26 protein-coding genes are annotated in these 23,101 nt (G+C 71.1%); 16 read left to right on the forward strand and 10 right to left on the reverse strand.

Annotated elements, in window-relative coordinates:
- Nucleotides 1-2: 2 nt before the first annotated feature.
- Both JYK18_RS35705 and JYK18_RS35710 read right to left on the reverse strand, forming a co-directional pair.
- Nucleotides 3-311: a hypothetical protein gene (locus tag JYK18_RS35705; RefSeq protein ID WP_206807796.1), complete on the reverse strand. Its 309-nt coding sequence runs from the start codon at nt 309-311 to the stop codon at nt 3-5.
- Between the two features lie 80 nt (nt 312-391).
- On the reverse strand, nt 392-1,300 hold the full coding sequence (locus JYK18_RS35710) for an alpha/beta hydrolase (protein ID WP_206807797.1): 909 nt from the start codon (nt 1,298-1,300) through the stop codon (nt 392-394).
- A gap of 74 nt (nt 1,301-1,374) precedes the next feature.
- On the opposite strand from JYK18_RS35710, the gene JYK18_RS35715 reads away from it, so the two are divergent.
- Complete coding sequence (locus tag JYK18_RS35715; RefSeq protein ID WP_206807798.1) at nt 1,375-1,779, forward strand: MarR family winged helix-turn-helix transcriptional regulator; 405 nt, start codon at nt 1,375-1,377, stop codon at nt 1,777-1,779.
- Here JYK18_RS35715 and JYK18_RS35720 read toward each other — a convergent pair.
- Both JYK18_RS35720 and JYK18_RS35725 read right to left on the reverse strand, forming a co-directional pair.
- Nucleotides 1,776-2,801: an NADP-dependent oxidoreductase gene (locus JYK18_RS35720; RefSeq protein WP_206807799.1), complete on the reverse strand. Its 1,026-nt coding sequence runs from the start codon at nt 2,799-2,801 to the stop codon at nt 1,776-1,778. The two genes, JYK18_RS35715 and JYK18_RS35720, sit on opposite strands and share 4 nt — an antisense overlap.
- Nucleotides 2,802-2,853: 52 nt before the next feature.
- Nucleotides 2,854-3,744, reverse strand: a complete 891-nt coding sequence (locus JYK18_RS35725) for an AraC family transcriptional regulator (protein ID WP_206807801.1) — start codon at nt 3,742-3,744, stop codon at nt 2,854-2,856.
- Nucleotides 3,745-3,832: 88 nt separating this feature from the next.
- Here JYK18_RS35725 and JYK18_RS35730 point away from each other — a divergent pair, with 88 nt between their 5' ends.
- Complete coding sequence (locus JYK18_RS35730; RefSeq protein WP_307796195.1) at nt 3,833-4,798, forward strand: MBL fold metallo-hydrolase; 966 nt, start codon at nt 3,833-3,835, stop codon at nt 4,796-4,798.
- Here JYK18_RS35730 and JYK18_RS35735 read toward each other — a convergent pair.
- Together JYK18_RS35735 and JYK18_RS35740 are read right to left on the reverse strand one after the other, a co-directional pair.
- Complete coding sequence (locus JYK18_RS35735) at nt 4,710-5,531, reverse strand: helix-turn-helix domain-containing protein (protein ID WP_206807803.1); 822 nt, start codon at nt 5,529-5,531, stop codon at nt 4,710-4,712. The genes JYK18_RS35730 and JYK18_RS35735 overlap by 89 nt on opposite strands.
- Nucleotides 5,532-5,535: 4 nt before the next feature.
- Complete coding sequence (locus JYK18_RS35740) at nt 5,536-6,276, reverse strand: SDR family NAD(P)-dependent oxidoreductase (protein ID WP_206807804.1); 741 nt, start codon at nt 6,274-6,276, stop codon at nt 5,536-5,538.
- 104 nt (nt 6,277-6,380) lie between these two features.
- Between JYK18_RS35740 and JYK18_RS35745 the strand changes: the two genes are divergently transcribed.
- The gene (locus JYK18_RS35745) at nt 6,381-6,983 is read left to right on the forward strand and encodes a TetR/AcrR family transcriptional regulator (RefSeq protein WP_307796196.1); all 603 of its coding nucleotides are present in this window, start codon (nt 6,381-6,383) and stop codon (nt 6,981-6,983) included.
- Here JYK18_RS35745 and JYK18_RS35750 read toward each other — a convergent pair whose 3' ends face one another.
- Nucleotides 6,984-8,054 carry a hypothetical protein gene (locus JYK18_RS35750; protein ID WP_206807805.1) on the reverse strand — a complete coding sequence of 357 codons (1,071 nt, stop codon included), beginning with the start codon at nt 8,052-8,054 and terminating at the stop codon, nt 6,984-6,986.
- Between the two features lie 81 nt (nt 8,055-8,135).
- On the opposite strand from JYK18_RS35750, the gene JYK18_RS35755 reads away from it, so the two are divergent.
- On the forward strand, nt 8,136-8,510 hold the full coding sequence (locus JYK18_RS35755; RefSeq protein ID WP_206807806.1) for a limonene-1,2-epoxide hydrolase family protein: 375 nt from the start codon (nt 8,136-8,138) through the stop codon (nt 8,508-8,510).
- Here JYK18_RS35755 and JYK18_RS35760 read toward each other — a convergent pair.
- Together JYK18_RS35760 and JYK18_RS35765 are read right to left on the reverse strand one after the other, a co-directional pair.
- A complete protein-coding gene (locus JYK18_RS35760) occupies nt 8,471-8,920 on the reverse strand; it encodes a thioesterase family protein (RefSeq protein WP_206807807.1) in 450 nt (149 codons plus the stop codon). The two genes, JYK18_RS35755 and JYK18_RS35760, sit on opposite strands and share 40 nt — an antisense overlap.
- A gap of 84 nt (nt 8,921-9,004) precedes the next feature.
- Nucleotides 9,005-9,253, reverse strand: coding sequence for a hypothetical protein (locus JYK18_RS35765; RefSeq protein WP_206808348.1), 249 nt, complete (start codon nt 9,251-9,253; stop codon nt 9,005-9,007).
- Nucleotides 9,254-9,353: 100 nt separating this feature from the next.
- Here JYK18_RS35765 and JYK18_RS35770 point away from each other — a divergent pair, with 100 nt between their 5' ends.
- From JYK18_RS35770 to JYK18_RS35815, 10 genes are all read left to right on the forward strand, one after another.
- Entirely contained in the window at nt 9,354-10,220 is an 867-nt protein-coding gene (locus JYK18_RS35770; RefSeq protein WP_206807812.1) for a TetR/AcrR family transcriptional regulator, read from the forward strand.
- Between the two features lie 29 nt (nt 10,221-10,249).
- Nucleotides 10,250-11,143, forward strand: a complete 894-nt coding sequence (locus JYK18_RS35775) for a 3-keto-5-aminohexanoate cleavage protein (RefSeq protein WP_206807817.1) — start codon at nt 10,250-10,252, stop codon at nt 11,141-11,143.
- Entirely contained in the window at nt 11,136-12,101 is a 966-nt protein-coding gene (locus tag JYK18_RS35780; RefSeq protein WP_206807819.1) for a 3-hydroxyacyl-CoA dehydrogenase NAD-binding domain-containing protein, read from the forward strand. The genes JYK18_RS35775 and JYK18_RS35780 overlap by 8 nt, the downstream gene beginning before the upstream one ends.
- Complete coding sequence (locus tag JYK18_RS35785; protein WP_206807825.1) at nt 12,094-12,528, forward strand: thioesterase family protein; 435 nt, start codon at nt 12,094-12,096, stop codon at nt 12,526-12,528. The genes JYK18_RS35780 and JYK18_RS35785 overlap by 8 nt, the downstream gene beginning before the upstream one ends.
- Before the next feature lie 41 nt (nt 12,529-12,569).
- Entirely contained in the window at nt 12,570-14,126 is a 1,557-nt protein-coding gene (locus tag JYK18_RS35790) for an ABC transporter substrate-binding protein (protein WP_206807826.1), read from the forward strand.
- 24 nt (nt 14,127-14,150) lie between these two features.
- Nucleotides 14,151-15,113 carry an ABC transporter permease gene (locus tag JYK18_RS35795; protein WP_206807827.1) on the forward strand — a complete coding sequence of 321 codons (963 nt, stop codon included), beginning with the start codon at nt 14,151-14,153 and terminating at the stop codon, nt 15,111-15,113.
- A complete protein-coding gene (locus tag JYK18_RS35800; RefSeq protein WP_206807828.1) occupies nt 15,110-15,973 on the forward strand; it encodes an ABC transporter permease in 864 nt (287 codons plus the stop codon). Before JYK18_RS35795 ends, JYK18_RS35800 begins: the two co-directional genes overlap by 4 nt.
- Complete coding sequence (locus tag JYK18_RS35805) at nt 15,970-17,550, forward strand: ABC transporter ATP-binding protein (RefSeq protein ID WP_206807829.1); 1,581 nt, start codon at nt 15,970-15,972, stop codon at nt 17,548-17,550. Before JYK18_RS35800 ends, JYK18_RS35805 begins: the two co-directional genes overlap by 4 nt.
- A 236-nt stretch (nt 17,551-17,786) precedes the next feature.
- Nucleotides 17,787-18,557, forward strand: a complete 771-nt coding sequence (locus JYK18_RS35810; RefSeq protein WP_307796197.1) for a GntR family transcriptional regulator — start codon at nt 17,787-17,789, stop codon at nt 18,555-18,557.
- 240 nt (nt 18,558-18,797) lie between these two features.
- The gene (locus JYK18_RS35815) at nt 18,798-19,895 is read left to right on the forward strand and encodes a ThiF family adenylyltransferase (RefSeq protein ID WP_206807835.1); all 1,098 of its coding nucleotides are present in this window, start codon (nt 18,798-18,800) and stop codon (nt 19,893-19,895) included.
- 3 nt (nt 19,896-19,898) lie between these two features.
- On the opposite strand, the gene JYK18_RS35820 is transcribed toward JYK18_RS35815, so the two are convergent.
- Nucleotides 19,899-20,756 (reverse strand): helix-turn-helix transcriptional regulator, encoded by an 858-nt coding sequence (locus JYK18_RS35820; protein WP_307796198.1) that lies wholly within the window; start codon nt 20,754-20,756, stop codon nt 19,899-19,901.
- Nucleotides 20,757-21,180: 424 nt separating this feature from the next.
- On the opposite strand from JYK18_RS35820, the gene JYK18_RS35825 reads away from it, so the two are divergent.
- Nucleotides 21,181-21,918, forward strand: a complete 738-nt coding sequence (locus tag JYK18_RS35825; RefSeq protein WP_206807837.1) for a hypothetical protein — start codon at nt 21,181-21,183, stop codon at nt 21,916-21,918.
- Between the two features lie 268 nt (nt 21,919-22,186).
- A complete protein-coding gene (locus JYK18_RS35830) occupies nt 22,187-23,101 on the forward strand; it encodes an RNA polymerase sigma factor (RefSeq protein ID WP_206807838.1) in 915 nt (304 codons plus the stop codon).

The following is a 23,101-nucleotide window of genomic DNA, read 5'->3' on the forward strand; positions in this document are numbered from 1 at the left end:
GGTCACCGGTCCATCTGCGCGAGGCCGTCGTCGAGTGCCTTGATGAAGGCCTCGCGCGCGTCGGCGTCCTGGGCGTCGTAGGCCAGCGCCGCCGCCCTGATCTTGGCGACGATGGCGGCGGTCTGTTCATCGGCGGCCTTGAGGTCCAGTTTCCTGGTCTCGAGCCACACCTCGTAGTCGGCGGCATACCCGGCGGCGCCGCCGGTCCCGCCGGCCCCCGGCGTCCCCTGCACGGTCATCGCCGGGGATTCCGCCTCGCTCAGCTTGTCCGCCGCCGCGCTCAAGTCCCTGACGTGCACTTCGAAGCCCATGCGCCCACCCTCCTGCCGGTTATGTTACAGAGACGATCGAAATGTCTCACCGGTTCCGCCGGATTAGGGCGGGAGTGGGTTCACAGGTACTCCGAGTAGAAGGCGGCCAGGCGCTCGACGGCGGCGTCGACGTACTCGGGTTCGTCGTACATTTCGTAGTGGCCGGCGCCTTCGACCACCATGAGGTCCACCGGGTTGGGCGCGAGTTCCCACAACAGCATGCCGGACTCGTAGGAACCGGTGTTCCCGCGGCGTCCCGCCAGGACGACCTGCAGCGGCTGCGTCATGAGCTGGTCTGCCAGGTGGTAGGCGTCGTAACCCAGGAGGAGCGAGTCGCCGCGGGCGAGGCGCCGGTTCGTCGAATGCGCGCTCCGGCCCCGGTCGGTGCGGTAGAAGGTGATCGCCTGCGTGGTGTCGACGTCGGTCAGCCCGGCCACGGCGGCCTCGTCCAGGGTGTCGGGGAGCCAGTTCAGGCGGGCCAGTTCGCCGGTGCGGTTCTCCTCGAGGCGCGCCGCGGCCATGGCGTCGAGCGCGGCGGCCGGGCCCTCGGGCTGGAACCCCCGGAACGACGTGCCCATGTTGCCGGGGACGACCGTGCCGACCGCCTTGATGCGGTGGTCCGTGCGAGCGGTGTGCACCGCGTACCCACCACCGGCGCAGATCCCGAGAACGCCGATGCGGTCCGCGTCGATGCCGGGAATCGTGCTGAGCGCGTCGATCGCGTAGGAGATGTCCTCCCCGCGGCGGTACGGGTCTTCGAGGTCGCGGGGTTCCCCGCCGCTCTGCCCCTGGTGGGCCGGGTCGAACACGAGCGCCGCGATGCCCCGGGCGGCGAGCCGGGACGCGTAGTTCGCGCCGATCTGCTCCTTCACGCTGCTCCCCGGTGTGGACACGACCACCGCCCGCAGCGGCTCATCCGCGCCGTCGGGCAGGTGGAGATCGGCCGCGAGGTCGAACGGTCCGCGGGGAATCGCGATGTGCTTGAGCACGACGAAAGCACCTTCCCGGTATCTAGTACAATATGGAACTAGTACAGAACTGTACCACTTGGAGGAGGGGTCGCGTGTCCGTGGACGCCGCGCAGTTGTGGACGCTGAACCACCGTCTGCTGACCGTCGTGCTGGACGCCTGCAGCGACGAACTCACCGCGCTCGGCCTGGACCCGAAGGAGTTCTTCGTGCTCGCCGAGGTCGAAGCCTCGCCGTACCCGGCCGAGCTGGCGGCGAAGCTGGTGATCCCCAAGGCCAGCGTGACGGTCTACGTGCGCAACCTGGTCGCGAAGGACTTCCTGCGCCGCGAAATCGACGACGCCGACCTACGACGGCACCGGCTCGCCCTGACCACCGAGGGCGAGGCGGCGCGCGACCGGGCGCTCGCCGCACTCGCGAAGGAGTTCGACCGCAGGCTGGCGAAGATCGCGCTTCGCGACCGCGCCGAACTGCGGCGGATCCTCCTCGCCCTGCTCTAACCCGCGGCGATCTTCGCGATCATCTTTCCGGGGGCGCGGCTGGTGAACATCTCCGGAAAGGTCTCGGGAATGGCTTCGAGCCCGTCGAAGAGGTGCGTCCGGGAGCGCACCTCCCCCGCCGCGACCGCCGGGGCCAGTTCAGCCAGGAAATCCGGGTAGCGGTCGAAGAACTCCATCACGTTGAACCCGCGGATGGTCGCCTTCCGGTAGACGGCCGCCCGCAGCAGGTCCGGCAGGTGGTCCGGGCCCTCGGCGGCGCCGGTCCGGGTGATCTGCGACATCACCCCGCCGACCACGATCTGCGCGTCCGGGTTGAGGTGCGGCAGCAGCGCGGGGAGCAAGGACGCACCCACGTTGTCGTAGATGGTGTCGATGCCGTCGGGCACGGCACGGGCGAGTTGCCCGGCGAAGTCGGGCGCCCGGTGGTCGGCCGCCGCGTCCAGGCGGAGTTCGTCCAGCAGGAGCCGCACCTTCTCGGGCCCGCCCGCGATCCCGACCACCCGCAGCCCGCGGAGCTTGCCGAGCTGAGCCGCCGCCGAGCCGACCGCGCCCGCCGCCCCGGTGACGACCAGCGTCCCGCCGGACCGGGGCCGGGCGATCTCGGTCAGGCCGACCCAGGCGGTCAGGCCCGGCATGCCGAGCACGTCCAGGTTCGTCCACAAGGGAGCCGCGTGCGGATCGACCACCCGGAGGTCCGATCCGTCCGACACGGCGTAGTCCTGCCAGCCGGTGATCCCGGCGACGTGGTCACCGGCGGCGAACGCCGGGTTCCTGCTCTCCTGGACCACCGCGACGGTGAAACCGAGCATGGTGTCGCCGATCCCGATGGGGACCTGGTCGCCGTTCGCGTTCCCCATCAGGATGCGGTTGAACGGTTCGAGCGAGGTCAGAAGGTTCCGGACGAGCACCTCGCCGTCGCGCGGCACGGGGACCGGGGCTTCCACGAGTTCGAAGTCGCTCGCCTTCGGGTTCCCGTGGGGCCGCGCCGCCAGCACGATCCGGCGGTTCACCGGCTTGGTCATGGTGAGATTCCTTTCGTGGCAGCGTTTTGTGCTGGCACCACGGAATCGCACCTCACCGGTCCGGACCAGTGCTCCGCGGGACCCGGGGAGTGGCAGGTCCCCTTTCCGCGGTCCGCTCCGCCGCCCGCACCCGGTACCGTCCCGGTGTGGTGCCGAACTCCCGCTCGAAGGCGTGCGAGAACGCGTAGGGACTGCCATAACCGACCCGGCCGGCGATGGTGGCCAACGTGCCGGAGGTGTCCCGGAGCAACCCGGCGGCCACGATCAGGCGCCACCAGGTGAGGTACGCCATCGGCGGGCGGCCGACCAGCGCGGTGAACCGGCGCGCCAGGGTGGCGCGGGAAACACCCGCCTCGGCGGCCAGGCGGTCGTTCGTCCACGGCGCGGCCGGATCGGTGTGCACCGCCCGCAGCGCGGCGGCCGTCACCGGATCCCCCAGCGCTCCCGGCCAGGTTCCGCACGTCGCTTCGTCCATCCAGGACCGGACGAGGTAGACCAGCAGAAGGTCGAGCAGGTTCGGCAGGGCGACACAGGAACCAGGCTTGATCCGGTCGAGTTCGCCGGACAGCAGGTCGATCGCGGCGCGGAGTTCGAGGTGGCGGCCGACGCGGTGCGGCAGGTGGACGACCTCGGGCAGTTCGGTCATCAGCGGGTGCATGCGGCTGCAATCGAGCCAGTACCGGCCAGAGAGGACTTCGGTATCAGTGCGCGCGTCCTCGATCGCGTGCCCGGCGCCGTGCGGCAGCAGCACGGCGTCACCGGCGTCGAGCGGGATGCGGTCGCCGCTGTCGGTCCGCAGCAGGCAACCGCCCTTCAGCACGACGTAGAAACCCGCGCCCTGGAACGGATCGACCCGCGTGCGCCAGTCCCCGCCCGACCGCATCCGGTGTGACCAGGGGTGCCCGAGGCGCACGGCCGAGATCGCGTCGCTCACCACGTCCATGAGATCCACTCTAAGGTGAGACGCACGCGTATCCGAACGAGCCCATCAAGCATCGAAAAGCTCAGCCGGGCTTCCTACGCTCGATCACGTGATCAACCAGAACGTGCAACGCCTGATCCTCGGCGACGTCGAGGTCGTGCGCCTCATCGAGTGGCACGAGCCGTTCCTGCCCGCCGCCGACTTCCTCCCGGACGTGCCACCGGAGGCGTGGGCGCGCCTGGCGCCGGACCACTGGCAACCGGACACGGGCAGGCCGGTGATCGCGCTGCAGACCTGGGTGCTGCATAGCGGCGGGCGCACCATCGTGATCGACACCGGCGCGGGCAGCGACCGCGAAAGACCAGGCATGGCCCCGTATTTCCACCACCGACGCAGCAACTTCCTGGAACTCCTCGCCCACGCCGGGGTCCGCCCGCGGGACGTCGACGTCGTCGTCAACACCCACCTCCACGTCGACCACGTCGGCTGGAACACCCTCGACGCGGGCGGCGAGTGGGTGCCGACCTTCCCCAACGCCGAGTACCTCATCCCGGCCGCAGACGACGCCCACTACTCCGGAAACGCGGTGCAACCCGTCGACCGCCTGATCTACGAAGACAGCGTCGCCCCGATCCACCGAGCGGGGAAAGCCTTGCTGTGGCAGGACTTCCACCGCATCGACGACAACCTGGTGCTGGAGTCCGCGCCCGGCCACACCCCCGGTTCGTCAGTGGTCCGCCTGACCTCCGGCACCGACCGCGCGGTCTTCGCGGGCGACCTGCTGCACAGCCCGGTGCAGATCCTCGAACCGTGCTGCAACAGCAGCTCGTGCCAGGACCAGGAACAGGCGGCCGCCACCCGCCGCCGCATCCTCGCCAGGGCCGCCGACGAACGGGAACTGCTCATCCCCGCCCACTTCGGCGGCCCCGGCGCACTGGAAGTACGACGGGACGGCAGCCGATTCGCCCTCGGCCCGTGGGCTGACTTCACGCCCTCCCCAGCGCCGGCGACCCCAGCAGGCCCAGCTTCTCCGCGTCCGGCGAACCCGCGTCGGCGTGGTACACCACGAGGGTGAGGCCGTCCGTGCCGCTGATCGCGAGCCGTTCGCGGTGCAGTCGCAACTCGCCCAGCCGCGGGTGGTCGACGGGGACCACTCCCCCGCGCTGGGTTCGCACGTCGTGGCGGTTCCACAACGTACGGAAGCGCGGGCTCAGCAGGGAAAGCTCGTCGATGAGCTCGATGAAGCGCCGGTCGTCGGGGTCGGCGGACCGGCGCAGGCTGGCGGCGTAACACTTCGTGGTCCCGTCCCAGTCCAGATGGAGGTCCTGTTCCGCCCGATCGAGGAACACGTCGAGCAGCTGGTTGTGCCCCGGTGACAACCGTGGCGACAACGCGGTCGCCAGCGCGTTGGCGGCCAGGATGTCGAAGTAGCGCCCCTCGACGAAGGCGGGATGCGGCAGGGTCCGCAGCAACTGGGCGGTGCCGCCCGGCACCGTCTCCGTGCGTGGCCCGGCCCGCCTCCGCCGGGGTTTTTCCGCGCCCAGGCTCAGCAAATGGGCCAGGTGCTCGTCGTCGAGCCGGAGCACTCGGGCCAGGGATTCGAGCACCTGCACCGACGGGTTCCGGTCGCGGCCGCGTTCGAGGCGCAGGTAGTAGTCGGCGCTGATGCCCGCGAGCATGGCCACTTCCTCGCGCCGCAAGCCGGGCACCCGCCGCCTGCCCAGGTCGGCGAGTCCCGCCTGCTCGGGCGTGACGAGCCCGCGGCGAGCACGGAGGTACTCGCCCAGGCCGTTCGACTGGTCGGTCACCGGCTCAGATCTGGTTCATCCCACCGTCGACGTAGAGATTGGCGCCGTAGACGAAACTGCTCTCCGGCGAAGCGAGGAACGCCACGGCGGCGGCGATCTCCTCCGGATCGCCCACCCGCTGACGCGGCAGCCCGGCCGCGACCGTCGCCAGCATCTCCTCGGCCTGCTCACCGAACGCCGAGTCCCACAGCGGCGTCTTCACCGGACCGGGTGAGACCACGTTGACCCGGATGCCCCGGCCGCCGAGCTCGCTGGCCCACGCCCGCGCGTAGGCACGGACGGCCGCCTTCGACGCCCCGTAGGCGCTCATGCCCGCGGCGCCGCCCTCGCCGGCGGTGGAGCCGGTGAGCACCACCGACGCCCCGTCGTTGAGCAGCGGAAGTGCCTTCTGCACGGTGAAGAAGGTGCCCTTGACGTTGATGTCGAAGATCTTGTCGTGGACCTCCTCGGTGAGTTCCGCCAAGGTGGCGAGCGGATTGACCCCCGCGTTGGCGAACACCACGTCCAACCCCCGGCCGCGCTCCCGCACGCGCTCGTACAGCCGGTCCACATCGGACGCGACGCTGACGTCACCGGGGACCGCGGTGGCGTCGCCGATGGCGATGACCGCCTTCTCCAGCTCGGCCTCGCGGCGCCCGGTGATGAACACGTGCGCGCCCTCGGCGGCCAGGCGCCGCGCCGCCGCGAGCCCGATGCCCGCGCCGCCGCCGGTCACCACGGCCGTTTTGCCCTCGAGCTGTCCCACTGTCGACCTCCACATATTTAAGTACCGAGCGGTACTTAATCAACGTAGCACAGCGTCGGCGCCTTGCGGATCGACCGGTACAGAAAAGGGGTAGGATCGGCCGCGTGGACGTTCGGCGGAAGGCACCCCCGGGGCGCCCGCGCGGCTTCGACACCGACGCGGCCCTCGACCGGGCCATGCGCGTCTTCTGGGAGCAGGGTTACGAGGGCGCCACCCTCACCGACCTGACCAACGCCATGGGCATCACGCGCACCAGCATGTACGCGGCCTTCGGGAACAAGGAGGCGCTGTTCCAGAAGGCGCTGGAGCTCTACCAGGTGGGCCCCGCTTCCTACGTGAGCCGGGCGCTGCGGGAACCCACCGCGCGCGAGGTGGCCACCGCGTTCCTGCGCGGGTCGATCAACACCTCGCTCACGCCGGACTGCCCGTCCGGCTGCCTCAGCGTCCAGGGCGCGCTGGCCGCCGGCGAGCACGGGCGCATCGCCCGTGACGTGCTCGCCGCGTGGCGGAACGAAGGCATGGAGCACCTGCGCGAGCGGTTCCAGCGGGCCCTCGACGAGGGCGATCTCCCGGCCGGCAGCGATCCCGTGGTGCTCGCGCGCTACATCATGACCGTGTCGAACGGAATCGCCGTGCAAGCCGCCAGCGACGCCTCCCGCGAAGAACTGCAGCGGGTGGCGGAGCTGGCGTTGCGCAACTGGCCGTGATCAGGGGAGCTGGATCGTGGTGCTGTCCCAGTCACCGCCGCCCGGCGTCTTCTCCCAGCCGTGCACCACTTCCCCGTAACCCGAGGCGAAGTAGCAGAGCTTCCCGTTGACGTCGAGGGCCGTGTCGAGCCCGAACTGGACACCGGGCCGGATCGCCGCGCTGGTCCAGGCCGGTTCCTCCGCGGTGGCCTTGCGGGCCCAGAACAGCTGGTCGTCGGGCGTACTGGCCAAGTGGACCAGCCGGCCGGCGACGTCCAGCGCCATCAGCGGTGACCGGCTGGGCAGGCCGAGGTCGCCCAGGACCCAGTCGAAGCCGGTCTGGTAGCCGAACTTGCCGGGCCCGGTCACGCTGCCGAGCACGAACCGCAGGCGCGCGCTCGCGTCGGCGACCACCGCGATCGAGCCGGGGTACTCCACCCCGGTGGCCACCACCTCCGACTGCCACACCTCGCCGAACTGCCTGCCGTGCCACAGCGTTCCGTCCGACCGGGTGGCCAGGTAGCGCGCTCCGCCGCCGGAGTCGACCAGCAGGCGGGCGGCGCCCACCCCGCCGTCCAGCACGGTGGTCGTGGTGAACTCACCGGAGCCCGGGGCGGTTTCGACCCCGGACAGGAGCTGGCCCGCGCCACGCTGGACGAGGAACCGGATCCGGCCGTCCGGGCCGAGCGCCGCCGAACAGATTTCCAGCACCTGCGTGACCGCGACGGTCTTGGTCCAGGTGCCGTCGGGCTGCTGCCTGCCGAACCACAGCTCACCCTGGTTCCCGCGGACGAAGTACGCGGTTCTCCCCTGGTGGTCCAGCAGCGCCACGGTCCGCCCGTTAGTGCCGTATTCGATGGGCGTGACGTCCCACGGGCCCAGACCGGGGGTGCGCTGCCTGCCGTAGACCAGGAAGCTGCTCATCCGGTCGTAGACCGAGGCAAGGAAGACCAGGCGGCCGCTCGCGTCGAGCACGCACCCGAGCCCGCCGATGTTGCGGGACGCCGCCGAGGCCGCCGGGACCCGCCATGCCGCGGTCACCGCCACGCCCGCGGCCACGGCCTTGCCGAAAGTGCGCCGATTCACCGTCATCGCCCATTCCCCCTCGAATGTCGTGTGCTGACTGCACGCCGGGCGGGCGCCGACGGTTGCCCTTGTGGCAGGGTGTGGGTGATGGCGTCGAATCCGAGCGAATTGGTGGCGGAGTTCTGCCGGGCGTGGGCGACCCCGCGGCCCGCCGAAATCGCGGCGTACTTCACCGAGGACGCGGTCTACCACAACATCCCGCTGCCGCCGGTCCACGGCCGGGCGGCCATCGAAGAGTTCCTGACCGGTTTCTGTGCCGCGTTCGAGGGCATCGAGTTCATCGTGCACCGGCAGATCTGCGACGGTCCCGTGGTGATGAACGAACGCACGGACGTCCTGCGGCGCCGGGACGGGAAAGAAGTGCGGTTACCCGTCATGGGCACTTTCGAAATCGCGGACGGCCGGATCGCCGCGTGGCGTGACTACTTCGACCTGTCCGCGGTGACCGAAGCGCTCGGCTGACCGTCGCGCGCGGCGAGCGCGCTTTCGAAGCGGCTCAGGTCCACGATCGCGCGCCGGTGCGTTCCGCGGCACACCACGGCCGCCTCGTCACGGGCGACGACCTCGAACAGCAGGCGCCTGCCCTCCACGGCGGTCAGCACCACCTCGATGCTCACCGTCGATCCCGGTGGCGTCGGCGCTTCGTGGCTCAGGTCGACGTGCACGCCCAAGGTGCGCTGGTCCGCCCGCAGGAACGGGGCGAGCGCCCGCATGCAGGTCCATTCGACCAGCCCGACCAGGTACCCGGTGGCCAGCACCCCCGGCATCGCGGCGAAGGTCTCCGACTCCGGGAGCAGGTGCGGCACCGTCCGGTGCTCCGGCACGGTGTAGTCGAGAGTGGCGCTCAGACCGGGTTCGAGTCGCGGTTCCACCGTTTCCTCCCTCGACAGAACAGAACACCGCCCCCGCTTGACCGGCGCGTCGGTCAGCCCGGAAGCCTGAGCGATGGTGGCAGGTCAGTAAAGACGCGGCAAGCCCCGCTCCGCGCCGGGTGGATCACCGGGCGAAGGCGTCTCCGGGCTCCGCTCCGCCTCGAGCTGGATCTCGACGTTCGTCTTGTGCGCGATCGGGTCCCAGATCTCCTCGAACGGTCCCATCAGCGACTGGCCGCTTCCGCGACGGCGGGCGCGGACGGCGTACCAGGCGAACGCCGCCAGGAAGAGCGGCAGGCTGCCGAACGCGGCCGCGGCCGCCAGGAACTCCATGCCCCCGACGATACCGTAACGCAACGTTTCCAGAAACACCGTGTTACCGAATCCGAGTAGCCATTGCGATTATCGCAACGAGCACTTATCGTTCCCCGGCATGGACGAGACCGGCGGGCTGCGGGAGCGGGTCCGCGGGCTGATCCGGGCGACCCCCGGGGCGCAGCGCGAGTTCGCCGCCGCGATCGGTCTCGACCAGACGAAGCTGTCGAAGGCGCTGGCCGGTGTCCGCCGGTTCTCCCCGCACGAACTGGTGCGGATCGCCGAGCACAGCGGGGTGACGGTCAACTGGCTGCTCAGCGGCAGCGACGAGGCCGCCACGGTGACCGCGATCCCCGCCGCCGCGGCACGGTCGACCCTGCCCGACGCGGATCCGGACACCACCGAGACCCGGCTCCGGATCCTGGAAACCGCCTGGCGCCTGATCGCCCGGCGCGGTTACCACCAGGTCCGGATCGCCGACATCGCCGAGGCCTGCAAGACCAGCACGGCAACCATCCACCACCACTTCCCCACCAAGGCCGCCGTGCTGAACGAAGCACTGCGCCGCAACGTGAAGCTCGCCTTCGACCGCCAGGTCGCCGAACTGCGTTCGGTGCCCGACGCGCACCAGCGCCTGCTCCGCCTCGTGGAACTCCAGCTGCCCACCGACGGGCTGCTCCGCGACGAGTGGGCGGTCTGGCTGCAGGTCTGGCACGAAAGCGCGCTCAACCCGGGAATCCGGTCCCTGTACTGGGATTCCTACGACCGCTGGTACCGCACCATCGCCATGACCATCCGCAGTGGACAGGACCAGGGCCGGTTCCGGCGGCAGGACCCCGACCAGCTCACCGCGCAGCTGACCGCGCTGATCGACGGGCTCGGCATCCAGGTGCTCACCCGGCGGCCCGGCAGTTCCGTGGACACCATGCGCGAGCACCTGCACCAGTTCATCGAGCACACCATTCTCCAGACCACAGTGGACTGACACCGACCAGCCGAGGGAGACATCCGGCCGTGAGGAAGAACGTCATCATCACCTGCGCGCTGACCGGCGCGGGCGACACCACCGGGCGCAGCGCGCACGTCCCGGTCACCCCCGAGCAGATCGCCGCCGACGCGGTGGCCGCGGCGAACGCCGGTGCCGCCGTGGTGCACATCCACGTGCGGGACCTGGAAACCAAGCAGGGCTCGCGGGACGTCTCGCTCTACCGCGAAGTGGTCGCCCGCGTCCGCGCCAGCGGGGTGGACGTGGTGCTGAACCTGACCGCGGGCATGGGCGGCGACCTGTTCATCGACCGGGAGGACCCGCTCAAACCGGTCGACGGCACCGATCTGGTCAACGGCCTGGAGCGGCTCCCCCACGTCGAAGAACTGCTCCCGGACATCTGCACGCTCGACTGCGGCTCGCTCAACTTCGGCGAGGGCAGCCAGCTCTACATCTCCACCCCCGACATGCTGCGTGCCGGGGCCGGCCGCATCCAGGAACTCGGGGTGAAGCCGGAACTGGAGATCTTCGACACCGGGCACCTGTGGTTCGCCACCAAGATGATCGACGAGGGCCTGATCGACCCGCCGCCGCTCTTCCAGCTGTGCATGGGGATTCCCTACGGCGCCCCGGCCAATCCCGAGCTGCTCCAGACCATGGTGCACATGCTGCCGGAAGGCGCGCAGTGGGCCTCGTTCGCGATCGGCCGCGACCAGCTGCCGTGGGTCGCCCACGCCGCGCTCCTCGGCGGCCACGTGCGCGTCGGCCTGGAGGACAACCTCTACCTGGCCAAGGGCGTCAAGGCCACCAACGCGCAACTGGTGGAGCGTGCCGTGCACATCGTCGAGGATCTCGGCGGCACCGTCGCCTCCCCCGACCAGGCCCGCGAACTGCTCGGCCTGAAGGCGGTGTCCAGTGTCTGAAGCGGCCTTCTCCCCGAATGAAGTGTCCACTGTGGCCTGTGTCGGCGCCGGTGTCATCGGCGGCGGCTGGGTCGCGCACTTCCTCGCCCGCGGTTACCGGGTGCGGGCCTGGGATCCCGCGCCCGACGCCGCCGCGAAGCTCACCCGGCTGGTGGACCGCGCCTGGCCCGCCCTGGTCGAGCTCGGCCTGGCCGACGGTGCCTCCCCGGCCAACCTCACCGTCACCGGCACCCTGGCCGAAGCCGTCGGCGAGGCCCACTTCGTCCAGGAGAGCGCGCCGGAAAAGCTGGACCTCAAACAGAAACTGCTCGCCGACATCGACGCCGCCACCCCGCCCGGCGTGGTCATCGCCTCCTCCACCTCCGGGTACGGCATGACCGAGATGCAGGTGGCCGCGCCCGCCCCGGAACGGCTCGTGGTCGGCCACCCGTTCAACCCGCCGTACCTCATCCCACTGGTCGAGGTGGTCGGTGGCGAGCTGACCGCGGACTGGGCGGTCGAGTGGGCCGCCGAGTTCTACCGCCACGCCGGGAAATCGGTGATCACCCTGTCCCGCGAGCTGCCCGGTTTCATCGCCAACCGGCTCCAGGAGGCGATGTGGCGCGAGGCCCTGCACATGGTGGCCAACGGTGAGGCGACGGTCGAGCAGATCGATCTGTCCATCACGGACGGACCCGGCCTGCGCTGGCCGCTGCACGGGCCGTGCCTGACCTTCCACCTGGCCGGTGGTGAGGGCGGCATGGCGCACATGCTCGACCACTTCGGACCGTCGCTGAAGGCGCCGTGGACCCGGCTCGACGCCCCCGAACTCACGCCGGAACTGCGCGACCGCATGGTCGAGGGCTGCCACGACGAAGCGGGCGACCGGTCCATCGCCGACCTCGTGCGGGAACGCGACCGGGCGATCATCGCCGTGCAGCGGGCCGTGCGCGCGGTGCGGGAGGCCGGCCGTGGCTGAGCCGTTCGAATACTCCGACACCGTCCGCGAGGAGTGGATCGACTACAACGGGCACCTGAGCGAGCCCTACTACGTGCTGGTCTTCGGGGACGCCACCACCGCGATGATGGACGCGGTCGGCCTCGACCCCGCCTACCGCGGCAGCACCGGCTGCTCGCTGTACACAGTGGAGGCTCACGTCCGCTACCTCCGCGAGGTCAAGCTCGGCGCGGAACTGCGCGTGCGCACCTCGATCATCTCCGCCGGGCCCAAGAAACTGCGCTTCTGCCACGAAATGCACGTCGGTGGCGGGCTGGTCGCCACCGAGGAACTGCTCGGCCTGCACGTCGGCGAGCACGGCACCACCCCGTTCCCGGCGCACATCTTCGAACGGCTCAGACAGCTGGAGAGCCCGGCGCCCGGCTACGCGGGGCGTGCCATTTCCTGATCCCGAACCCCACCTACCTCCCCGAACCGGAAGTCCCCGTCATGCCAGGCACCTTCACCAGACGGCAGTTCCTCGCCGCCGGAGCCGGGACCGCCGCACTCGGCCTGGTCCCGGCGCTGTCCGGCTGCTCCGGCGGCCGCGCCACCGCCGCGGCCCCCACCGGCCCGCCGAAACGCGGCGGCACGCTCCGGGTCGGGGTCACCGGCGGGGGCGCGGCCGACACGCTCGACCCGCACATCCCGGCCACGAACCCCGACATCGCCCGCACCGTCAACCTGTTCGAGCCGCTGCTGCACCGCAACCACGACTACCAGCTGGAAATGCTGGTGGCCGAGTCGCTGACCCCGTCGGCCGACGCCCGCACGTGGACGGCCGTGCTCCGCGCCGGGGTGCGGTTCCACGACGGCAGGCCGGTCACCCCGGCCGACGTGGTGGCCACGTTCGCCAGGGTGCTGGACCCGCAGGACCCCAAGAGCGGCGCGGCCAGCCTGAGCATGCTCGGCGAGGTCGTGCCCACCGGCGACCGCACGGTGGAGTTCCGGCTGACCGAGCCCTCGCCCGGCTTCGACGACTACCTCGGCCAGTACATGCTCGGCATCGTGCCGTCGGGGTTCGATCCGGCGAACCCGGTCGGCACCGGCCCGTTCCGGCTGGAGTCGTTCACCCCCGGGCAGCAGAGCGCCTTCGTCCGCAACGAGCACTACTGGCGGCCCGGCGAGCCGTACCTGGACCGCCTGGTGCTGATCAACTTCACCGAGGACGACGCCCGCATCAACGCGCTGCTGTCCTCCCAGGTGGACGCGATCGACCAGGTTCCGGTCGGGCTGATCGACGTGCTCGCCTCGGACGAGCGCATCCGGGTGCTGCGGTCGGAGACCGGGACCTGGCTGCCGTTCACCATGCGGGTGGACCGGCCGCCGTTCGACGACGCCCGGGTGCGCCAGGCCTTCCGGCTGGTGGTGGACCGCGAGCAGATGATCAACCAGGTGCTCAGCGGCCAGGGCCGGGTGGGCAACGACCTGTACGCCCCGTTCGACCCGGCCTACGCCGCGGACCTGCCGCAGCGCCGCCGCGACGTCGAGGGGGCGCGGCGGCTGCTGGCCGAGGCGGGCCACGCGAACCTGACCGTGGAGCTGGTGACCGCGCCGATCCAGGCCGGGGCGGTGGAGGCCGCCCAGGTGTTCCAGCGGCAGGCCGCCGACGCCGGGATCACGGTGAACCTGCGGCGCGTGGACACCACCACCTTCTTCGGCGACGACTACCTGTCCTGGGATTTCGCGCAGTCCTTCTGGTACACGCGCAACTACCTGCCGCAGGTCGCCTCCGGCGCGGTGCCCACCGCCCCGTTCAACGAGACCCACTGGGCGGACCCGGAGTTCCTCGACCTGATCGCCCGCGCGCGGTCCACTGTGGACACGAACGAGCGGAACGCGCTGCTGCGGCAGGCGCAGCGGATCGAGTACGAGCGCGGCGGCAACATCGTCTGGGGCTTCGTCGACCAGGTCGACGCGCACCAGGTCTACGTCGCGGGACTGGTGCCCGACCGCACCGGGATCTCGCTGAGCGGTTACCAGTTCCGGCAAGCCTGGCTGGGCTGACCGGCCCGAGGAGGTGTGCACGAGATGCGAAGGCTCATTCTCCGGCGCGTGCTGATCAGCCTGGCGGTGCTGTGGCTGGTCACGCTGCTGGTGTTCCTGGCGACGCTGCTGCTGCCGGGCGACCCGGCGCGGGCGATCCTCGGCCAGCAGGCCACCCCGGAGCGGATCGCCGCACTGCAGGCCCAGCTCGGCCTGGACCAGCCGGTGTGGCAACGGTACCTGAGCTGGCTGGGCGGGGTGGTCACCGGCGACCTGGGCACCTCGGCGGCCACCCAGGGCCCGGTCACCGCACTGCTGGCCGACCGGATCGCCGCGTCCGGGGTGCTGCTGGTCGCCGCCGCGGTGCTCAGCGCCCCGATCGGACTGGCGCTGGGCACCTGGTCGGCGTTGCGCCGCGGCCGGGGCGCCGACCACGCGGTGTCCGGGGTCAGCCTGGTGATCGCCGCGCTGCCCGAGTTCGTCATCGGCGTGGCGCTGATCGTGCTGCTGTCCACCACGGTGTTCCCGGTGCTGCCCTCGGTCACCCTGGCCGCGCCGGGCGAGGCGGTGTGGGCGCGGCCGGTGCAGCTGGTGCTGCCGGTGGCCACGCTGGTGCTGGTGGTCACGCCGTACATCACCCGGATGATGCGGGCGACCATGATCGACGTGCTGGACAGCGGGTACGTGGAGATGGCCAGGCTCAAGGGCCTGCCGGAACGCGTGGTGGTGCTGCGGCACGCGGTGCCGCACGCGATCGGCCCGGTGGCCCAGGTGGTCGCGCTGCAGCTGGCCTGGCTGGCCGGTGGCGTGGTGGTGGTCGAGTTCCTCTTCCGCTACCCCGGCATCGGGCAGGCGCTGATCGACGCGGTGAACAACCGCGACGTCGAGGTGGTCCAGGCGATCACCCTGCTCATCGCCGCGCTGTACATCGTGGTGAACCTGCTCGCCGACGTGGTGGGCATCCTGGCCAATCCGAAGCTCCGGACCGGACTGGGGGTGGCGGCATGACCACCGCCGTGGCGGCGAAACCGGCGACCCTGCTGCGCCGCGCCTGGGCCCAGCGCCAGGCGAAGATCGGGGTCGCGCTGACCGCGGTCGTGGTGCTCATCGCCGTGCTGGGGCCGTGGCTCGGCCCGCTTCTCACCGGGTTCGAGGCCGGGGACTTCTCCGGGAAGCCGTTCAAGCCCGACGGCGCGGCCGGCACCGACGGGCTCGGCCGGGACGTGGTCACCCGCTTCCTTGCCGGCGGCACCTCGCTGCTGCTCTACGCGCTGCTGGCGACCGCGCTGGGCGTGGCGCTCGGGGCGGCGCTGGGCATGCTGGCCGGGTACAGCGGCGGGCGCCTGGACGGTTTCCTCATGCGCGGCAACGACGTGCTGCTGTCCTTCCCGCAGCTGGTGTTCGCGCTGCTGGCGATCGCGGTGATCGGGCCGGAGGGCTGGCTGCTGGTGCTGGTCATCGGCATCACGCACGCCTCGCGGGTGGCACGCGTGGCGCGGCAGGCGACGGTGGCCGTGGCGGGCAGCGACTACATCCGCGCGGCGGAGATGTACGCGGTACCGCGGTGGCTGATCCTGCTCCGCGAGGTGCTGCCGAACATCACCGGCCCGCTGATGGTGGAGACCGGCCTGCGGCTGACCTACTCGATCGGCTACATCGCCTCGCTGTCGTTCCTCGGCCTCGGCATCCAGCCGCCCGCGGCGGACTGGGGGCTGATGATCAACGAGAACCGCATCGCGCTGGTCGTGCAGCCGTGGGGCGTGCTGCTGCCGGTGCTGGCGATCGCGGTGCTGACCGTGGGCACCAACCTGATCACCGACTCGCTGGCCGCCGCCGCGGCCCGGCGGGAGACCGGAGGCCCGGCATGACCGCCACCGCTCCCCCGACCACCGCGCTGGCGGTGTCCGGCCTCGAAGTGTCCACTGTGGCCGGAGAGCCGGTGCTGCACGGGGTGTCGTACTCGATCGCCGCCGGCGAGGTGCTGGCGCTGGTCGGCGAGTCCGGCTCCGGCAAGACCACCGCGGGACTGGCCGCGCTGGGCCACTTCCGGCGGGGCCTGGCCGCGCGGGCCGGTGAAGTGCTGGTGGGCGGCGAGGTGGACCTGCTCGCACTGTCCGTGGAGGACCGCCGGAAGTTCCGTGGCAGCACGGTTTCCTACATCCCGCAGGATCCAGCGCTCTCGCTGAACCCGGGCCTGCGGGTCGGGAAGCAGATCGCCGAGGTGCTCGAGGTCCACGGGTTCGACGGCTCGATCCCGGCCCGCGTGAACGAGGTCCTGGCGGACGTGGGCCTGCCCGCGGACGAGCCGTTCCAGCGCCGGTACCCGCACCAGTTGTCCGGCGGGCAGCAGCAGCGCGTCGGCATCGCGATGGCGTTCGCCTGCCGCCCGCGGGTGGTGGTGCTCGACGAGCCGACCACCGGGCTCGACGTGCTCACCCAGGCGCTGGTGCTGGAAACCGTCGGCAGGCTGGCGGCCGAGCACGGGGTGGCGGCGCTCTACATCACCCACGACCTGGCGGTGGTCGCGGAGATCGCGACCAGGGTGGCGGTCCTGCACGAGGGCCGGATCGTGGAGTGCGGGAGCACCGCCGACGTGCTGCACCAGCCGCGGCACGCCTACACGCGGAAGCTGATCGCCGCCGTGCCCGCGCTCGCCGGCCCGGCTGGGTACTCCACTGTGGACAAACTAGCCGCCGCGCCCCTGCTGGCGGCTTCCGGCATCGAGGTGTCCTACGGGGACAAGGCGGTGCTGCGCGGGGTGGACCTCGCGGTCGAGCCGGGCGAATGCCTGATGCTGCTGGGCGAGTCGGGTTCGGGCAAGACCACGCTGTCCCAGTGCGTGGCCGGGTTGACCCCGCACCACCGCGGTTCGGTCTCGCTGGACGGCGTGGTGCTCGCGCCCGCCACCCGCTCCCGGACGGCCGAGCAGCGGGGCGCGGTGCAGTACGTGTTCCAGAGCCCGTTCTCCTCGCTGAACCCCCGGCGGACGATCGCCCGGTCGGTGGAGGTGCCGCTGGTCCACCTGACCTCGATGGACCGGGCAGAACGCCGGGAGCGGGTGGCCGAGGTGCTGGCCAGGGTGCGGCTGGACCCGGCGCTGGCGGACCGCCTCCCCGACCAGCTCAGCGGCGGCCAGCGCCAGCGGGCCGCGATCGCCAGGGCGCTGGTGACCGCGCCCCGCGTGCTGATCTGCGACGAGGTGACCTCGGCGCTGGACGTGTCAGTGCAGTCGACCATCATCGACCTGCTCGGCGAGCTGCGGACGGAACTGGGCATGGCGATGCTGTTCGTGACGCACAACATCGCACTGGCCCGGCACGTGGCCGACCGGATCGCCGTACTGCACCACGGCGAAATCGTCGAGACGGGACCGGTGGACCGGGTGCTCGACGCGCCGGAACACCCCTACACGGAGGAACTGCTGGCCAACACGCCGAGCCTGTGACCGCGGATTCGCACGCTGGGCCATCCGCGTAACTCGTCCGTTGGTGTCGCGATCTGCCGTTAGGGTGTGAAAAGTGGACGAGATCCGGGCGAAACTCGCTGACTGCCACGGTGCCGACCTCTCGATGCAGTCTGTGATGTAGCTGTTTGCGCTATGGCTTTCTGCGTACAGGTGGCACACTCTGAAGATGTCTAGCCGTCTACAGGAGCGAGGCAGACATGCTGCAGCTTGGCCAGGTGGATCGAGGAGCGGACACCCCGCCCTTCCGCCAGATCGCCGCGATGCTCATCGACGCCATCGATGATGGCCGATTGGAGCCAGGACAGAAGCTGCCCTCCGAGGCCGCGCTGATGGAGCACTTCGGCGTGGCCCGCATGACGGTCCGGCAGGCCACGCAGGAGTTGCGCCGCCAGGGGCTGGTCGTGGCCGAACACGGGCGCGGGGTGTTCGTGCGCGCGCCCTCGCCCACCCTGCCGGTGCGGCGGGTGGCCTCCGATCGGTTCGCCCGCAAGCACCGCGACGCCGGCAAGGCGGCTTTCCTCGCCGACGCGGAGAAACTCGGCTACCAGCCGAGCGTCGACCGGATCCAGGTCCGGCGCGAAACCGCGCCGCCGCCGGTGGCCGAGCGCCTGCGCGTGGCCCCCGACGACGAGGTGGTGGTGCGCGATCGCCGCTACCTGGCCAACGGCCGTCCCATCGAGATGGCCACCTCGTACGTGCCCACGGAACTGGCCGAGGGCACGCAGATCCTCGACATCAATCCCGGCCCCGGCGGCATCTACGCCCGGTTGGAGGAACGCGGGCACAAACTGGCCTCGTTCACCGAGGAGGTGACCGCGCGCATGCCGAACTCGCGCGAGGTGCGTGAGCTGGGCCTTCCCGAGGGTTCACCGGTGCTGACGGTGATCCGCACGGCCTTCGACACGGATGGGGCAGTGGTGGAGGTCTGCGACATCGTCAAGGCGGCTTCGTCCTACGTCCTCGAATACGACTTTCCCGCCAAGTAACCGTTCTTACTCCGAACGAGTGCACCCGCATGACTCGTCCAGGCGCTAGGAACTCCTCTAGACGACTAGTACAGTTCGGTCATGAGGTCCCCCGGCATGCGCACCCTTCGCCACGAAGAAGGGGAGGGAGGAGTGCCGCCATGATCGAGATTTCGATGGTGGAGCGCGAGGACGCGAAACGCCACGTGTACAGCGAGTCGAACAACTGAGTCGAACCACGAGGGATGAACGAGGCACAGGATGCGTCTGCGGATCAAGCTGGAACACCGCCCGGTCCGGTTCTCCGACGGCGTCATCCAGATCGGCGGCGAGGTGTTCGGCATCGCCGGACGGCTGCCCGACCCGGATGGCGCGGTCTGGGCGCTCCTGGGCGTCCTCGACGGCTCGCGAACGGTGGATCAGGTGGTCACCGACCTGATCCACCGCTTCCCCGATCGCTCGGTGCGGATGGTGCTCGACGGCATCGAGACGCTGGCCAAGGCCGGTTACCTCGAAGACGTCGACGAGCCCGAATGCGCCGCGCTGAGCACGTGGCAGCGGGAGCGCTACGGGCGCGGCCGGGCGCTGAACCAGTGGGTGGACCGGGAATGGCGGGATTCGAGCTGGGAGTTCCAGGTCAAGCTCTCCCGCGCCAGGGTGGTCCTGATCGGGCTGGGCGGGGTGGGCAGCACCGCGGCGCTGGCACTGGCCATGTCCGGTGTGGGCAAGTTGCACTGCGTCGAGCCGGACGTGATCACGTTGTCCAACCTCAACCGCCAGATCCTCTACTCCGAGCAGGACCTGGGGCGCCGGAAGGTCGAGGTGGCGGTGGAACGGCTGCGGGCGGCGAACTCCACCATCACCGTCACCGGCGAACCCACCCGGGTCGACAGCCTGGAGGCCATCCGGGCGCTGGCCGCGGACTGCGACGTGCTGGTGGTCGGCGCCGACCGGCCGAGGGCGATCAGGTCGTGGGCCAACCGGGCCTGCCTCGCCACGGGTACTCCGTGGGTGTTCGGCGGTTACCACGGCCCCCAAGCCAGCCTGGGGCTGTACCGGCCCGGCACCGGGCCGTGCTTCGAGTGCGCGAACGCCGCCGACCGCGAGCGTGACGCGCTGCGGCCGGCGACCGGGATGTGGTTGCCCGCCGAGGAAACTCCCCAGGTGCACGCGGCGAACGCGGCCACCGCGGGCATGGTGGGCAACCTGGTGGCGCACGTGGTGATGAGCGTGCTGACCGGCGCTCCCCCGCTGCCGGTCAACTGCCAGTACGGCTACAGCCTGGCGACCATGGACCACAGCTTCATCACAAGCGTCGAGCGCCCGCACCCGCAGTGCTCGCTCTGCAACGCGGCCTGAGCGTCATTCGCCCAACTGGCGCGAGACGCGCTGGATGAGTTGCGTCGCCTCGCGTCCAGCGAGCGCCGCGGTGTGCAGGTGGCCGAAGAGCCTCGCGTAGCTCGTCACCTCCTCGGGATCCGCGAGCGCCTGCGACCCGGTGATCATCTCGATGGTGACGGTCTCGTCGTCGTAGATGCTGAACCCGTGCAGCGGGCAGACCGGTGTCGCGGTGGTGAACGGCACGATCCGGAGGTCGACGCTGCCGAGCTCGGCGACGGCCTGCAGCCGGTCCAACTGCCCGCGTTGGGTGTCGAGGCCGCCGATCCGCGTCCACAGCGCCGCCTCCCCCAGCACGAACGCCAGGCTCCGGCCGCCCTCGTAGAGCACGGTCTGCCGCTCGATCCGCAGTGCCACCAGCCGATCGAGATCGGCGTCGGTCATCGCCCCGCCCAGGATGGCGGGTCCGGACGGCAGTGAAAGCAACTCCCGCGCGTAGGCCGGGGTCTGCATCAGGCCCGGGATCATCGCCGGGAGAAAGGTGCGGACCCGGGCCGCCCGCTGCTCACGGCTCCCGGCGAGTCGTTGCAGGGACCCCGCGCCGCCGGACTCCCTGACCACCTTCCGGAAGTTCACCTGCTCGATCCGGGCGTCGGCCAGCAGCGCCGCGACCGTGTCCCGCTGATCCAGCGCGCCCGCCGCCGTCAGCCAGTCCGTGACGTCCTGGTCGGTCGGCAACTGCGCACCGGTCTCGATCTTGGACACCCGCGATTGCGGCCAGCCCAGGTGCGCGGCGAACTGGTTGCCGGACCTCCCGGTCACCGCGCGGAGCTCACGCAGCTTCGCGGCGAGCCGGGCCCGGTCGCTTCGCGAGGCACTCACGGCAACCCTCCGCACCCTGCGCATTGCGCATAACTCGATGGTAGTACGCGAATAGAACCTGAATGGTCGATGGAACTGGCGAATAGTTTGAGAATATCCTATCAAGGTCAAGACCGCCAAGCCGGAACGAGGCCCCGATGTTCGCACCACGCGGCCGGGACCGCGCGTCGTTCCGGCACCCGACCTGAGGCGGCGCGGCGCCGCTCCTGGCCACGGGAACGCGTGCCGGTGTCCACGGCCAGCTCGGCAACAGGGTGCGCAGGAGCCGGCCGCGACACCGGTCGAGGGGAGTTCCCGCGGTGGCGACCGCGCGGCTCCGGCCGTTCCACGACCCCCGTCTGGAACGGCCGGGGCGACCCTGCCAGCTCCCGGCGGCCCGCCGGTCCGCCGCGGGAAGTCCGCGACGCAGCACGGGGTGACCCGGATGACGCTCATCGAGACCGCACGCGCGCTCCCCTCGGCGCGCGACCCGTTCCCCGCCCTGCCCCGCCACCGGACCGTGGTCGCGGTCGACGTCGAAGGCTCCACCCGGCGGACCAACCACCGCCGGCGCGACATGCGCGAGGCCCTCTACGACGTGGTCGAGTACGCGCTGCTGGCCGCGGGCATTCTCGAACGCCACCGGGATCCGCTGATCGACCGCGGCGACGGCATCCTCATCCTGATCCACCCCGCCGACTCCGTGCCCAAGGCGATCATCCTGAGCCGGATGCTCCCCGCCCTGGCCGCGGCGCTCGCCTCCCACGCCCACCGCTTGCGGTTGCGTGCCGCGGTGCACACCGGCGAAGTGCACTACGACCGCCACGGCTGCTACGGCGACGCCGTCGACCTCACCTTCCGGCTGCTCGAGGCACCGGATCTCAAGACCGCCCTCGCCGCCGCACCCGCCGAACTGGTGGTGGTGGCGTCCGAAGACGTCTACCGGGCGGTGATCCGGCACGAGTACGACGGCCTCGACAAGAGCACCTTCCGGCAAGCGATCGACGTCCGCATGGGTGGCGAGCGGCACCTCGGCTGGGTGCGGACGAGCTTTACCCGCTCACCCGCGCAGATTCGGCCGGGCGAGTGCGGTGCTCAGCATCGACACCTCCGGTGTTCCAGTGCTGGTGGACAAGCATTGGCCGGTCAGCGGTCCGACCGCGGTGGCGGGGGTGCTGGCTAGGGTCGGCGGGGGCCCGCTGTCGGGGGACGAGCTGGACGCGGCGCTCGGCGTGAGCCGGACGCCGGTGCGGGAAAGCTTGGTCTTGCGCCGAATTCTACGCAGGGTCGCGGGCGCCCGGTGCCGTCCGCCCGGCTCGCCCACGTCCGGTCACACTTGGGCCCGCAAAGAACCACTCCAGGTTTTTCGCCCGGCTGACGATCTTCGCCGACCGGGTGCCCGGGTACTTTCCGGCGGACCGCCCGGCGCGACCCCGAGGAGAGCACCCGCGTTGCCGACGATCCACGAAGAACTGACCGACGCGACCCTGCTGGACGCGGTGCGCGCGGGAAACCTGCTGGCGTACGGCGTGTTGTGCCAGCGGCACGCCGGGCCCGCAGAGGAGTTCGCCCTCCGTTTGGCGGGTGACCCCGGCGCCGCGCACGACCTCACCGCGCGGGCGCTGACCGGAACGGTGCGCGCCCTTCGCCGCGGTGACGGTCCGCGGTGGAGCCTGCGGCCGCACTTGCTGGGCACCATTCGCCGCCTGGCCACCGAAGATCCCGCCGCAGGCGTGGCGGCCGGAGATCCCGCAGGCCTGGCAGCGGAAGATGCCGCCGCAGGCCTGGCGACCCGAGGTTGGGCCGAAGCCGCGTCGCAAGCGGCGGAAGCCACGGTCCGGCGGTGGCACGCCCAGCTCGCCGACCCGGCCTTCCGGCAGCTGCCCCCGCGCTGGCAACTCGTGCTCTGGCACCTCGAAGCCGGGCCCACAGCCACCACGGACCTCGCCGCCGTGCTGGGCACCTCGCCCGGTGGCGCCGCCGCGCTGATCCGGCGCGCCCGCGAAGACCTCAGCGAGCTCGACCGCCGCCCCACCCACAACCACCGCGAGCCCGACGGCCGCCACGCCCGCCAGCCCGACCGCCGCTCCACCCACCACGTCCACGAGCCCGGCAGCCGCCACATCCGCCAGCCCGACCGCCGCCCCACCCACCACGTCCACGAGCCCGACGGCCGCCACATCCGCCAGCCCGACCGCCACTCCACCCACCACGTCCACGAGTCCGGCTGCTGCTCCACCCACCATCAGTTGCGCACCTGGTTCGACGGCACCCCCTCCCACCGCCACCTCGACGAGCACGTGGCCGGCTGCGTCACCTGTCTGTCCACTTCGGTCCGTCTGCTCACCACCCGCCCACCCACCTAA

The sequence above is a fragment of the Amycolatopsis sp. 195334CR genome (assembly GCF_017309385.1).
Taxonomy (GTDB): domain Bacteria; phylum Actinomycetota; class Actinomycetes; order Mycobacteriales; family Pseudonocardiaceae; genus Amycolatopsis.

Coding starts and splice junctions, on each gene's coding strand:
- JYK18_RS35790 (WP_206807826.1), top strand. CDS start 12,570: ATGCCAGGCACCTTCACCAGACGGCAGTTCCTCGCCGCCGGAGCCGGG.
- JYK18_RS35755 (WP_206807806.1), top strand. CDS start 8,136: ATGGCGTCGAATCCGAGCGAATTGGTGGCGGAGTTCTGCCGGGCGTGG.
- JYK18_RS35795 (WP_206807827.1), top strand. CDS start 14,151: ATGCGAAGGCTCATTCTCCGGCGCGTGCTGATCAGCCTGGCGGTGCTG.
- JYK18_RS35770 (WP_206807812.1), top strand. CDS start 9,354: ATGGACGAGACCGGCGGGCTGCGGGAGCGGGTCCGCGGGCTGATCCGG.
- JYK18_RS35805 (WP_206807829.1), top strand. CDS start 15,970: ATGACCGCCACCGCTCCCCCGACCACCGCGCTGGCGGTGTCCGGCCTC.
- JYK18_RS35750 (WP_206807805.1), bottom strand. CDS start 8,054: ATGACGGTGAATCGGCGCACTTTCGGCAAGGCCGTGGCCGCGGGCGTG.
- JYK18_RS35725 (WP_206807801.1), bottom strand. CDS start 3,744: ATGGACGTGGTGAGCGACGCGATCTCGGCCGTGCGCCTCGGGCACCCC.
- JYK18_RS35705 (WP_206807796.1), bottom strand. CDS start 311: ATGGGCTTCGAAGTGCACGTCAGGGACTTGAGCGCGGCGGCGGACAAG.
- JYK18_RS35815 (WP_206807835.1), top strand. CDS start 18,798: ATGCGTCTGCGGATCAAGCTGGAACACCGCCCGGTCCGGTTCTCCGAC.
- JYK18_RS35800 (WP_206807828.1), top strand. CDS start 15,110: ATGACCACCGCCGTGGCGGCGAAACCGGCGACCCTGCTGCGCCGCGCC.
- JYK18_RS35765 (WP_206808348.1), bottom strand. CDS start 9,253: ATGGAGTTCCTGGCGGCCGCGGCCGCGTTCGGCAGCCTGCCGCTCTTC.
- JYK18_RS35720 (WP_206807799.1), bottom strand. CDS start 2,801: ATGACCAAGCCGGTGAACCGCCGGATCGTGCTGGCGGCGCGGCCCCAC.
- JYK18_RS35825 (WP_206807837.1), top strand. CDS start 21,181: ATGACGCTCATCGAGACCGCACGCGCGCTCCCCTCGGCGCGCGACCCG.